Source organism: Castellaniella sp. (assembly GCF_034674885.1).
Classification (GTDB): domain Bacteria; phylum Pseudomonadota; class Gammaproteobacteria; order Burkholderiales; family Burkholderiaceae_B; genus Castellaniella.
On the sequence record NZ_JAUCDS010000001.1, the window covers coordinates 19,776 to 32,428 of the forward strand.

General features: G+C 64.9%; 12 protein-coding genes. 4 read left to right on the forward strand and 8 right to left on the reverse strand.

The window, feature by feature from the left end; all coding sequences use genetic code 11:
• Positions 1 to 3: 3 nt before the first annotated feature.
• Positions 4 to 528 carry a peptide deformylase gene (def, locus tag VDP74_RS00115; protein WP_322997575.1) on the reverse strand — a complete coding sequence of 175 codons (525 nt, stop codon included), beginning with the start codon at positions 526 to 528 and terminating at the stop codon, positions 4 to 6.
• Between the two features lie 120 nt (positions 529 to 648).
• Here def and dprA point away from each other — a divergent pair, with 120 nt between their 5' ends.
• The 3 genes from dprA (at position 649) to VDP74_RS00130 (ending at position 3,369) form a co-directional block, all read left to right on the forward strand.
• Positions 649 to 1,860: a DNA-processing protein DprA gene (dprA, locus tag VDP74_RS00120; protein ID WP_322997576.1), complete on the forward strand. Its 1,212-nt coding sequence runs from the start codon at positions 649 to 651 to the stop codon at positions 1,858 to 1,860.
• 118 nt (positions 1,861 to 1,978) lie between these two features.
• On the forward strand, positions 1,979 to 2,887 hold the full coding sequence (locus VDP74_RS00125; RefSeq protein WP_416232910.1) for a hydroxymethylglutaryl-CoA lyase: 909 nt from the start codon (positions 1,979 to 1,981) through the stop codon (positions 2,885 to 2,887).
• A gap of 5 nt (positions 2,888 to 2,892) precedes the next feature.
• Positions 2,893 to 3,369, forward strand: a complete 477-nt coding sequence (locus VDP74_RS00130; protein ID WP_322997578.1) for a hypothetical protein — start codon at positions 2,893 to 2,895, stop codon at positions 3,367 to 3,369.
• Between the two features lie 2 nt (positions 3,370 to 3,371).
• Here VDP74_RS00130 and VDP74_RS00135 read toward each other — a convergent pair whose 3' ends face one another.
• From VDP74_RS00135 to VDP74_RS00165, 7 genes are all read right to left on the reverse strand, one after another.
• A complete protein-coding gene (locus VDP74_RS00135) occupies positions 3,372 to 4,643 on the reverse strand; it encodes a phenylacetate--CoA ligase family protein (protein WP_322997579.1) in 1,272 nt (423 codons plus the stop codon).
• 15 nt (positions 4,644 to 4,658) lie between these two features.
• Positions 4,659 to 5,486 carry an ABC transporter ATP-binding protein gene (locus VDP74_RS00140; RefSeq protein WP_322997580.1) on the reverse strand — a complete coding sequence of 276 codons (828 nt, stop codon included), beginning with the start codon at positions 5,484 to 5,486 and terminating at the stop codon, positions 4,659 to 4,661.
• Positions 5,487 to 5,531: 45 nt separating this feature from the next.
• Positions 5,532 to 6,824 carry an ABC transporter substrate-binding protein gene (locus VDP74_RS00145; RefSeq protein WP_322997833.1) on the reverse strand — a complete coding sequence of 431 codons (1,293 nt, stop codon included), beginning with the start codon at positions 6,822 to 6,824 and terminating at the stop codon, positions 5,532 to 5,534.
• A 163-nt stretch (positions 6,825 to 6,987) separates the two neighbouring features.
• The gene (locus tag VDP74_RS00150) at positions 6,988 to 8,049 is read right to left on the reverse strand and encodes a branched-chain amino acid ABC transporter permease (protein ID WP_322997581.1); all 1,062 of its coding nucleotides are present in this window, start codon (positions 8,047 to 8,049) and stop codon (positions 6,988 to 6,990) included.
• 32 nt (positions 8,050 to 8,081) lie between these two features.
• The gene (locus VDP74_RS00155; RefSeq protein WP_322997582.1) at positions 8,082 to 9,011 is read right to left on the reverse strand and encodes a branched-chain amino acid ABC transporter permease; all 930 of its coding nucleotides are present in this window, start codon (positions 9,009 to 9,011) and stop codon (positions 8,082 to 8,084) included.
• Positions 9,012 to 9,020: 9 nt separating this feature from the next.
• Positions 9,021 to 9,854, reverse strand: a complete 834-nt coding sequence (locus VDP74_RS00160) for an ABC transporter ATP-binding protein (protein ID WP_322997583.1) — start codon at positions 9,852 to 9,854, stop codon at positions 9,021 to 9,023.
• Entirely contained in the window at positions 9,855 to 11,816 is a 1,962-nt protein-coding gene (locus VDP74_RS00165; protein WP_322997584.1) for an AMP-dependent synthetase/ligase, read from the reverse strand.
• Between the two features lie 147 nt (positions 11,817 to 11,963).
• On the opposite strand from VDP74_RS00165, the gene VDP74_RS00170 reads away from it, so the two are divergent.
• Positions 11,964 to 12,638, forward strand: coding sequence for a Crp/Fnr family transcriptional regulator (locus VDP74_RS00170; protein WP_322997585.1), 675 nt, complete (start codon positions 11,964 to 11,966; stop codon positions 12,636 to 12,638).
• Positions 12,639 to 12,653: the final 15 nt, after the last annotated feature.

The following is a 12,653-nucleotide window of genomic DNA, read 5'->3' on the forward strand; positions in this document are numbered from 1 at the left end:
CCTTCAGACCCCGGCAGCTTCGCGCTGGGATTCGCGCTGCTGCTTGCGCAAGCGTGTGCGGATGCGGTTTTGTTTCAGCACGGACAGATATTCGACGAAGACCTTGCCCAGCAGATGATCCAGTTCGTGCTGCACGCAGACGGCCAGCAGGCCTTCGGCGTCGAATTCGTAGGATTCGCCCTGTTCGTTGAGCGCGCGCACGTGGATGCGGGCCGAACGTTCGACCTCGTCGTAGATCCCGGGCACCGACAGGCAGCCTTCTTCGTAGACCTGCAGTTCGTCGCTTTTCCAGGTGATTTCGGGGTTGATCAGCACATGCAGTTCGTCGCCGTTTTCGGATACGTCGATGACGACCACCCGTTCGTGAACGTCGACCTGCGTGGCCGCCAGGCCCACGCCCGGCGCAGCATACATGGTTTCAGCCATGTCGCGGACCAATTGGCGAATGCGGTCGTCCACCTGCTGCACCGGTGCAGCGACCTTGTGCAGCCGAGGGTCCGGATATTTGAGGATGGGAAGCAAAGCCATGATGATTGCCTGATTCAGTGATGCCTAAAGTTCTATGATAAAACATGTTTTCCTATTGGCCGAGATAGGAACGACACGGCGGCGGCGCCCGGCCCCGCAGATCCATGGCACACTGACGCCATGCCATCGACCATTGCCGAAGACGAACTGCGGGCCTGGATCCGCCTGAGCCTGGAACCCGAACTGGGGGCCGCGCGCATCCGGCTGCTGCTGTCGACTTTCGGCATGCCCCAAGACATCTGCGCAGCGTCCACCGGCAGTCTGGCCCGCTATCTGGACCCGGGCCTGGCAGCGCGCCTGCGCCAGGCCCCCGACGAACCGCTGCAAAAGGCAATCGACGCCAGCCTGGGCTGGCTGGCAGAGCCCGATCATCACCTGCTGACGCTGGCCGACCCCCTGTACCCCCGGGCGCTGTTCGAACTGAACGATCCACCGCCCATCCTGTACGCACATGGGCAGCTGGACATCCTGAACCGGCCCATGCTGGCCATCGTCGGCGCCCGCAGCGCCACGCCGGAAGGCACCCGCAACGCGCACGATTTCGCGCGCCACCTGGCCCAGCAGGGTTGGTGCGTGGTCAGCGGGCTGGCCAGCGGCATCGACGGCGCCGCCCACGAGGGCGCCCTGGACGCGGGGCCGCAGGGCGGCGGCACCGTGGCCGTGCTGGGCACGGGCATCGACCGGGTCTACCCGCCCGCCCACCGCACCCTGGCCCACCACATCGCGGCACACGGCCTGATGCTGTCCGAATTTCCGCTGGGCGCCCAGGGCCTGCCGTTTCATTTCCCGCAGCGCAACCGCATCGTGGCAGCGCTCAGCCAGGGGGTGCTGGTGGTCGAGGCCGCCGCCCGCAGCGGCTCGCTGATCACCGCGCGGCTGGCCGGCGAACTGGGCCGCGAAGTCTTCGCCATCCCCGGTTCCATCCACTCGCCCTTGTCGCGCGGCTGCCATGCGCTGATCCGCCAGGGGGCCAAACTGGTCGAATCGGGGCAGGACATCATCGAAGAACTGCGCCAGGGCGTGCTGCCGGGCACGACGGCACGTGACGGCGTGCGCACACGGCAGGCCCAGGCGATTGCGCGGGAACAGGCGCATCCGCAGAGCCCCGCCCCTGCAGCGGACAGCGCGGTCCCGGATGTCCAGCCACCGGATGCCGCCCCTCTGCTGAGCGCCCTGGGCTACGAACCCACCGATCTCGACGCCCTGCAGGCGCGCACCGGCTGGCCCATCGACCGGCTGATGAGCGAACTGACCCTGATGGAAATCAACGGCGCGCTGGAACGCCAGCCCGACGGCCGCTACCGGAGGCTGCCGGACAATCCAGCCGCCTGAAGGCACGCCGTCACCCCCGGCGCAGCGCGCCATCCCCCAGAGCGCCGCGCTATGATCGGGGGATGACTCCACAGGCCGACTCTGGACGCACCAGCCCGGCCTCCATGCATCGTCAAGGATCCCCATGAGCGAACACGTCAAGATCGTTGAAGTCGGCCCCCGCGACGGCCTGCAGAATGAAAAGCAATTCGTCGATTCCTCCGTGAAGATCGAACTGGTCAATCGGCTGGCCGCCGCCGGCTTCCCCAACGTCGAGGCCGTGTCCTTTGTCTCGCCCAAATGGGTGCCGCAAATGGCCGACGGCGCGCAGGTGATGGCCGGGATCGACCGGCGCCCAGGCACGATCTACTCGGCCCTGACGCCCAACATGCGCGGCCTGGAGGGCGCCCTGGCCGCCCATATGGACGAAGTGGTAATCTTCGGGGCGGCCAGCGAAGCCTTTTCCCAGCGCAACATCAACTGTTCCATCGCCGAATCGATCGCTCGGTTCGAACCTGTGGCGGCGGCGGCCAAAGAAGCCGGGCTGCGGCTGCGGGGCAGCATCAGCTGTTCCCTGGGATGCCCTTATCAGGGCGAGACCCCGATCTCCGCCGTCGTCGACGTGGCCGAACGTTTTCTACGGCTGGGCTGCGACGAAATCGACGTAGCCGACACCATCGGCGTCGGCACGGCAGCCCAGGTCGCCCGCGTCCTGCGGGCCGTGGGCCAGATCACCGACCTGGGCACGCGGGTGGCCGGGCATTTCCACGACACCTACGGCCAGGCCCTGGCCAATATCCTGTCGGCCCTGGATTGCGGGGTGCGCATCTTCCACAGTTCCGTGGCCGGCCTGGGCGGCTGTCCCTATGCCAAGGGCGCCACCGGCAATGTGGCCACCGAGGACGTGCTCTACCTGATGCAAGGCCAGGGCATGGACACCGGCGTGGACCTGGATGCCGTCGTGGATATCGGCCAATGGATTTCCGAGCAGATCGGCCGCCCCACCGCCAGCCGGGCCGGCCGGGCGCTGGCCCTGAAGAAGGCCTGATCCCCATGATGTCGCCCTTTGGCCGCCCGACCCCCGAAGAACATGCTGAACTCCTGGCCCAGATCGGCCCCCTGCCGCTGCGCGGGCGCGCCTGGCCGCGCTGGATCGGCGCGATCGCCTGGCTCATCATGGCGGTGATCGCCGTGCGCCTGTTCATCGTGCTGCAGCTGTCCCCGGATACCGCCCTGCCGCTGCCCGTCATCGCCAGTCTGGTGGTGTGCTTTGCCGCCCTGCTGTGGATGAGCTGGCACATGTGGACCTCGGTGACGGAAATTTCCGACTGGGGCATCCGTCAATCGTGGATTTCGCGCCGCGAAGTATCCTGGGACGACATCCAGTCCACGAAGTTCATTCCGCTGTTCGCCTCGAAGAAACTGGTGTGCTTCGTGCAAAAGGGCCGGCCGCTGTTCTTCCAGGCAGGCAGCCCGGAACTGCAGGCCGCGTTCGCCCGCATCAGCCTGGTCTACCGCAAAAGAACCTGAATTCAGTCGTAGCGGCGGATGTCCTCGATGACCTTGCCGTCATTGGGCAGGCTGCCGACCGGCACCACGTCCACGACGGCCCGGAGTTTGGTCTGGTCCCGCACGGTGTCGGTCACGCCGGCAACGTCCAGGCCGTCGGCCGCTTCGACCTTCAGCGTCATGATGTCGTGCCCCATTTCGCCGGACACGACCAGCCGGGCACGACCGATCTGCGGATGGCGGTCCAGCACCCGGGCGATCTGCTCGGGATGCACGAACATGCCGCGCACTTTCGTGGTCTGGTCGGCGCGCCCCATCCAGCCCCGGATGCGGCCATTGGTGCGGCCGCACGGGGATGCCCCCGCCATCAGGGCAGACAGGTCGCCGGTACCGAAGCGCAACAGCGGGTAATCCGGATTGAAGGTCGTCACCACGACCTCGCCGACCTCGCCGTCCGGCACGGGCTGGCTGGTGCCGGGCCGCACGATCTCGACGATCAGGTCTTCGTTCAGGACCAAACCATCGCGGGCTTCGGTCTCGAACGCGACCATGCCCAGGTCGGCGCTGCCGTAAGCCTGGAAGCCATGGATGCCCCGGGCCTGGAACCAGGCCTGCAGCGATGGCGGATAGGCCTCGCCTGAAAACAGGGCGCGGCGCAGGGACGGCAGCGCCACCCCCATTTCATCGGCCTTTTCCAGGATGATGCGCAGGAAACTGGGCGTGCCGGTATACGCCTGCGGGGCCAGATCGGCCATGGCCCGCACTTGCTGTTCGGTCTGCCCTACTCCGCCGGGAAACACCGTGCAGCCCAGCGCATGAGCGGCCGTTTCCATCATGGAGCCAGCCGGCGTGAAATGATAGGAAAAGCAGTTGTGCACCAACATGCCCGAGCGAACCCCGGCCGCATGCAAGGCGCGTGCAAAGCCCCAGTAATCGGGGCGGGCGCTTTCCGGTTCATAAATGGGGCCGGGCGACGCGAACACGCGCCGCGCCGCGCCCCAGCCGATGGTAGCGACCCCGCCGAACACCCGCACCCGTTCCGCATCACCCTGCGTGGCCGGCTGGGCGATGCGGGCCGCGTGCTGGATCTGCAGCAACTCGCTTTTACGCATCACCGGCACCTGGGACAGCGCACGGCGCGACGACAAACCGGCGGGATCGACCCCTTGCAGCTGCTGGGCAATGGCCGGCGCCCTGGCCTGTGCGGCCGCCACCACAGCAGGCAGGCGCGCGAACAGCGCCTGTTCCCGCTGCTCGGCAGACGCCGTCTCACGCGCATCGTAATATGCCTGCATGCCTTCTCCCGTGAATCAGGCCAGCCAGCGCTTGCGCCGGCGGTAGAACTTGGTGTCCCGGAAGCTGGTCCGGCCAGATCCCGAAACCCCCAGATAGAATTCCTTGACGTCCTCGTTCTCGGCCAGAGACTGCGCCGATCCATCCATCATGACGCGGCCGTTTTCCAGGATGTAACCGTAGTCGGCGTAACGCAGGGCCACGTTGGTGTTCTGTTCGGCCAGCAGGAAACTGACGCCTTCGCCTTGGTTCAGGCCGCGCACGATCTCGAAGATTTCCTCGACGATCTGCGGAGCCAGGCCCATGGACGGCTCATCCAGCAGGATCATGCGCGGATCGGCCATCAGCGCCCGGCCGATAGCGGCCATCTGCTGTTCTCCGCCCGAGGTATAGCCCGCCTGGCTCTTGCGGCGCTGTTTCAAGCGTGGGAAATACTGGTAGACGCGTTCCAGCGCCGCCGCCAGATCAGCTCGCCCCAGGTTCCGGGTATAGGCGCCGGTCAGCAGATTTTCCTCGATGCTCAGGTGGGCAAAGCAATGGCGGCCTTCCATGACCTGGATCACGCCGCGCTGCACGAGGTCGGCGGGCGACAGCGATTCGATGCGCTCGCCGCGATAATCGATGCTGCCCTTGGTGACCTCGCCGCGTTCACCGCGCAACAGATTCGAAACGGCCCGCAGCGTCGTGGTCTTGCCCGCGCCATTGGCCCCCAACAGGGCAACGATGCGGCCTTCGTGCACGCTGAGCGACACACCTTTGAGCACCAGGATCACGTGGTTGTAGATGACCTCGATGCCATTGACGTTCAACAGGACGGCAGGTTCTGGGGCCTGTGCGCTTTCCATGAATCTTCTCCTGGGGGCCAGGCATGGGCCCGGCCCCGGCACTGCTTACTCGGCTGCGCAATCACGCACGGGCAGTTTCTTTTCCGTGGCGTATTTCTCGCCCAGAGCCTGCACCAGCGGCGTGATGTATTTCGGGTTGGACTGATACCAATCGGACACCACATTGAACTTCTTGCCGTCCCACTGGATGATCCGCGCCCAGTCCGTGCCCATATGGTTCTGGCACGTGGTCTTGACCGGCCGCATCAGTTTCGCAAAGCCCAGCTCTTCCAGGCGGGTCTGATCGAGGTTCAGGTTTTCATACCCCCAGCGCACCTGTTCCGGCGTCATGGCCTTGCCCTTGCCGAATTTTTCCTGGGCCGTGCGGATGGCCTCGACCTGCAGCATGGAAATCATCATGCCGCGCGTATAGGCGATGGACCCGAAGGTCTTGCCGTCCGTATCGGCGCCCTGGCCCTTGTCGTAGACGTATTTCTTGACGTCGTCGTGCACCCGGCCGTGTTCGGCGCTGTTCTGGATCGTGATGCCGTGATAGCCCTTGGCCGTATCGCCCAGGTCGGCCACGTCGGTTTCCGAACTGGCCCACCAGATGCCGTACATCTTGTCGCGCGGATAGCCCACAGCCTGGGCCTCGCGGATGGCGGTCGGCGTCATGATGCCGGCGCTTTGCAGCAGGACGAAATCGGGACGGTTCTTGCGGATCTGCAGCCAGGTCGATTTCTGTTCCACCCCAGGGGCAGCCACCGGATACACCTGCAATTCGAAGCCGTTGGCCTTGGCGCGTTCCTCGAGCAGCGGAATGGGCTCCTTGCCGAAGGGCGAATCGTGATAGATCAGGGCGATCTTCTTGCCCTTGAGTTTGTCCTCGCCGCCCAGGTTCTTCGCGATATCCTGGATCATGGTGTCATAGGCAGTCCAGTAATTGCCCAGCAGCGGGAAGTTCCATTTGAACACCCGGCCATCCGCCGATTGCGACAGGCCGTAGCCCACCGTCACGACAGACCGGCCGTCCACCATGGCCTTGTCGGTGACCGCAAAGGTGATGCCCGTGGACTGCGTGTCGTATCCGGTGGCGCCGCCGAACTTGTCCTTCAGGCGCTCGTAGCATTCCACGCCCTTGTCCGTGGAGTAGGCCGTCTCGCATTCCTCGTAGACGATCTTGACGCCATTGACCCCGCCGTCGCGTTCGTTGACCAGCTTCAGATAATCGAGCTTGCCGTTGGCCCAGGGAATCCCCAGCGGCGCGAACGACCCCGTGCGATACACCAGCAGGGGAATGAAATTTTCCTCGGCAGCCTGGGCGGTGCTGGCTACGCCCACCAGCCCGGCTGCAGCCATCACGACGACCGCCGTGGTCTTGGTCAATGCATGCTTCATCTGTAGCTCCTCCTGGTGCTGACGGCACCTTTTTTATGGGATGCACCCGACCGGATGCATCCCGGGATGACACCACTGGAACCCACCTTTGGCACAGACCCAGGCCTGCGCCGAACGGCCGGCCCTAGTGGGGAAACGGCCAGATCCTCAGCTTCTCCTTGGCAATGCTCCACAGCCTGGCCAGGCCGTGCGGCTCCACGATCAGAAAGAACACGATCAGGAAACCAAACACCATGTGTTCGATATGCGCAGCGACGTCCACCGGCAGGGACAGCCCCAGGGCATGCGGCACGTTGGTCAGCAGCACGGGCACCAGCACCATGAAGGCCGCCCCGAAGAAGCTGCCGATGACCGAACCCAGGCCGCCGATGATGATGATGAACAGCAACTGCAGCGAACGGTTCAGGTCGAAGGCCAGGGGTTCCCAGGATCCCAGGTGGACGTAGGCCCACAGGGCGCCCGCCACGCCGATGATGAACGAGCTGACCGCAAAGGCGGTGAGTTTCGCGTAGACCGGACGGATGCCGATCACGGCGGCGGCCACGTCCATGTCGCGGATGGCCATCCACTGCCGGCCGATCGCGCCACGCACCAGGTTTTTTGTCAGCAGGCCGATCACCACGACGAAACACAGCACGAACAGGTATTTCTGGATGGGCGTGACCACCGGCAAGCCGAAGAAATCCAGGGCCGGCACAGAAACGTTGCCCGAGGTGGAATAGTTGGTGAAGTACGGGATGCGCAGGAAGGCCCAGTCCATGAAGAACTGGGCCGCCAGCGTGGTCACGGCCAGATACAGGCCTCGAATGCGCAGGCTGGGCACGCCGAACACCACGCCCGCCAGGGTGGCGAAGACGCCGCCCAGCAGGATCTGCACAACCAGGGGCAGGTCCAGGCGCACGCCGAAATTCCAGGCCGCATAGGCGCCCACCGCCATGAAGGCCCCCGAACCGATGGAGATCTGCCCGCAGTAACCCACCAGCACATTCAGGCCGATGGCCGCCAGCGACAGGATCAGGAAGGGAATCAGGATGGCCTGCAGCCAGTATTCCGACGCTACGGCTGGCACGCCGACGAAGGCTGCGACCAGCAGGATGCCCATGAACCAGCGGTCCTGGCGGATCGGGAAGATCTGCTGATCCGCCCGATAGGTGCTCTTGAACTGGCCGTTTTCACGATAGAACATGGATGCGGACTCCCCCGTGACGTCTGAACCGGTCAGACGCGGTCAATGATTTTTTCGCCGAACAGCCCCTGCGGCCGAAACAGCAGGAACACCAGGGCCAGCACGTAGGCAAACCAGATCTCGATACCGCCGCCCACGAAGGGCCCCAGATAGACCTCGGACAGCTTTTCGCCCACGCCGATGACCAGCCCGCCGACGATGGCCCCCGGCACCGAAGTCAGCCCGCCCAGGATGACCACTGGCAGCGCCCGCAAAGCGGCAGTGGACAGCGTGAACTGAACACCGAACTTCGAGCCCCAGACGATGCCCGTCACCAAAGCCACCAGGCCCGCGACCGTCCAGACCACGACCCAGATGCGATTCAGGGGGATGCCCACCGACTGCGCCGCCTGGTGATCGTCGGCCACTGCGCGCAGCGCCCGCCCCACGGTGGTGTACTGGAAGAAGAACGCCAGCACGGCGACCAGCACGGCAGCCACGGCGGCGGCGGTCAGGTCTTCCAGGCTGACCAGGACTCCCCCCTCGAACAAGGTATCGAGAATGAAGATCGGGTCCTTGGGCATGCCCACGTCGATGGAATACACCGAACTGCCGAACAGGATCTGGCCGATGCCGTCCAGGAAATAGCTGATCCCGATCGTGGCCATCAAAAGCGTGGTGGCTTCCTGGTTGACCAGGTGGCGCAGCACCCAGCGTTCCACCAGCACGGCGATCAGCCACATGAACGCGGCACTGAGTGCGAAGGCCAGCAGATTGGACAGCCACAGCGAATGCCCGCCCAGCCAGCCGTCGATCCAGCCCGACAGCCGAGCCATGGCCAGGGCGGCGATCAGCACCATGGCGCCCTGGGCGAAGTTGAACACCCCCGAAGCCTTGAAGATCAGCACGAAGCCCAGCGCCACCAAGGCATACAGCATGCCGCTCATCAGGCCGCCAATCACGGTTTCCAGAAAGAATCCCATGCTGTTTCCCTAGTGTGTGGTGCCCAGATAGGCGCTGATGACTTCCGGGTTGCTGCGCACCGCGTCCGGCGTGCCGTCGCCGATCTTGCGGCCGTAGTCCAGCACCACCACCCGGTCGGAGATGTCCATCACCACCCCCATGTCGTGCTCGATCAGGACGATGGTCGTGCCGAATTCATCGTTCACGTCCAGGATGTAGCGGCTCATGTCCTGCTTTTCTTCCATGTTCATGCCGGCCATGGGCTCGTCCAGCAGCAGGATGCGCGGTTCCATGGCCAGGGCGCGGCCCAGGTCGACACGTTTCTGCAGCCCGTAGGGCAGGCGCCCGACCGGTGTCTTGCGCCAGGCCTGGATTTCCAGGAAGTCGATGATGTTCTCCACCACGGCGCGGTGGGCGAGTTCTTCGCGTTCGGCCGAGCCCAGGCGCAGGGCCTGAGCCAGCACCCCGCTTTTCATGCGCAGGTTGCGGCCGGTCATGATGTTGTCCAGCACGCTCATGCCCTTGAACAGGGCCAGGTTCTGGAAGGTGCGGGCAATGCCCATCTCTGCGGCGCGGCGCGGATTCATGCGGGAAAACTGCTGATCCTGCAGCAGGATGCGACCTTCCTGAGGGGTGTAGACGCCATTGATGACGTTCAGCATGGAGCTTTTCCCCGCGCCGTTGGGGCCGATGATGGCGCGGATCTCGTGCTCGCGCACGTCAAAGGAAATGTCGGTCAGGGCCTTGACCCCGCCAAACGACAGGGAAATGTTCTGCAGGTCCAGGATGGCCGGCCCGATGCGGCTGGCGCGGTCCGCCCCGGGGGTGAAGTCTTCGGCCGTCTGGGCGGTCTGATCAATCATTCAGGCTACCTTTTTCAGGGCTGCGGGCCGGGTGACTGCAGCCGGTTCGATGCGCAGGTCGGCGGCGATCCGGCCGCTGCGACCGTCTTCGAACTTGACCTCGGTCTCGATGTACTGCCGGTCGCGGCCTTCGAACAGGGCCTCGACCAGCACGGCATATTTCTGCGCGATAAAGGCGCGGCGGACTTTCCGGGTGCGGGTGAGTTCGTCATCATCGGGATCCAGTTCCTTGTGCAGGATCAGGAACCGGGCGACCTGCGAGGCCGACAGTTTCGGGTCCTGGGCCAGGTCGCGATTGGTCTGCTCGACGCAGTCGCGGATCAGGTCATAGACCTCGTCCTTGGACGCCAGGTCGGTGTATCCGGCATAGGGCAGCCCCCGGCGTTCGGCCCAGTTGCCCACGGCTTCCAGGTCGATGTTCACGAAGGCGCAGACTTCCGGGCGGTTGGCACCGAAGGCCACGGCTTCCTTGATGAAGGGGAAGAACTTCAGCTTGTTTTCGATGTATTTGGGCGCGAACAGGCTGCCATCGGACAGGTGGCCGACGTCCTTGGCGCGGTCGATGATCTTGAGCTGGCCGTCTGCATCCAGGTACCCCGCATCCCCCGTGTGGTACCAGCCATCGGGCGTGTAGGATTCGGCTGTCGCCTGGGGGTTCTGGTAGTAGCCGGTGAACAGCCCCGGGCTGCGCACCTGGATCTCGCCGCTGTCGGCCACGCGGATGTCCACGCCTTCGCACGGCGGGCCGACAGTATCGTCGCGCACCTGGCCGTTGGCCTGCACGCAGACGAAGACCGAAGTCTCGGTAGACCCGTACAGCTGCTTCAGATTGATGCCGATGGATCGATAGAACACGAACAGGTCCGGCCCGATGGCTTCGCCGGCCGTATAGGCCACCCGGACCCGGCTCATGCCCAGGGTATTGCGCAACGGCCCGTAGATCAGCAGATCCCCCAGCGCATATTTGAAGCGGTCCCAGACCCCCACGGCCCCGTTGCCGTCCAGCACATGCGTGCCGACCCGCCGCGCCAGCCCCATGGCCCGGTGAAACAGCCAGCGCTTCAGGCGGCCGGCGTCTTCCATACGGATCATGACGTGGGTGAGCAGGCCTTCCAGCACCCGTGGCGGAGCGAAATAGTAGGTGGGACCGATGTCGCGCATGTCGATGGACACGGTATCGGGCGATTCGGGGTGGTTCACCGTGAAGCCAGTGGTCAGGAACTGCGTGTAAGAGAACATGTTCTGGCCGATCCAGGCGGGCGGCAGATAGGCCAGCACGTCTTCGTGGTCGGTCAGGCCCTCGAATCGTTCGATCACCCGCGCCCGGTCGATCAGCGCCTGATGGCTGAGCACCACGCCCTTGGGTTTGCCCGTGGTGCCCGAGGTGTAGAACATGGCGGCGGTGTCGGCGGGCGCGACAGCCGCCATGCGCGCATCGATTTCGTCGGGCTGCCGGCCGATGCGCGCATCGCCGCTTTCCAGCAGGGCGCCCCAGGACAGCAGCCGGGGATCGCTGTAATGGCGCAGGCCGCGCGGGTCGTCGTAGACCAGCGCCCGCAACGCCGGGCAGCGGTCGGAGATTTCCAGCATCTTGTCGAGCTGTTCCTGGTCTTCGACGACCACGACGCCGATCCGGGCATCCTGCAGAACAAAGGCCATTTCCTCGGCCACGGCATCCTGATAGAGCGGCACGGGGATGGCCCCCAGGCACTGGGCGGCCATCATCGCCATGTACAAGCGGGGGCGGTTCTCGCCGACGACGGCCACGTGCTCGCCAACGGCCACGCCCAGGTCGGCCAGCCCGGCGGCAATGCGGCGGACTTCGCCGGCCACCTGTTGCCAGCTGAGGGTCTGCCAGATGCCCAGATCCTTTTCCCGGATGGCGGGCCGCTGGCCGCGCACCTGCGCATGATGCATCAACAAGGCGGGGAACGTCACCGCCACAGCGGATTCCTGTACCATGATGTCTCCTTGGCCTGGGCGCCTGCCATCGCAGACGACCCGGCGGTGCGTCCCTTATCCGGGACGTCATGCTCTCTAAGGTACAGGGCGCATCCACGTCCGACTGTCGCACATATGACATTCGCATACGATCTAGGGTAATTCCCCATGAATCTGACACGATCTTTGCAGGCGCATGCCGCCTGGTTCGATTTGCTGGACGATGCCCAGCAAGCACGTGTCGTCCGGGACACCGCGCTGGCGCAGGTCGAAGCCGGTACCATCATCGAACACAAGGGCGTAGTGGCCGGCGCCTGGATCGGGGTGATCGATGGCCTGATCAAGGTCTCGGTGGGCAACGCCGACGGCAAGCTGGCCTCGCTGACGGGCGTGCCCGCCGGCGGCTGGATCGGCGAAGGCTCCCTGCTGAAGCGCGAGGCCCGAAAATACGACATCATCGCGCTGCGCCGCAGCGTCATCGCACGCCTGCGCGGCGACACGTTCGAATGGCTGATTGACAACAGCATCCCCTTCAACCGGTTCCTGCTGCATCAGTTGAACGAACGCGTGGCGCAGTTCATCGGCAAGGCCGAGCACGACCGCCTGCTGGCCCCGGATGCCCGCGTCGCCCGGTGCCTGGCGGAACTGTTCAATCCGCTGCTGTATCCCAGCAATTCGATGCGCCTGGAAATCACCCAGGAAGAAATCGGCTACCTGGCGCGGATCTCCCGCCAGCGCACCAACCAGGCGCTGCGCGCCCTGGAGGCCGCCCACCTGCTGAAGGTCGAATACGGCGCCGTCCAGGTGCTGGACCTGGACGGCCTGAAGCAGTACGGGGTCTAAGGCCCCGTTGGCGCT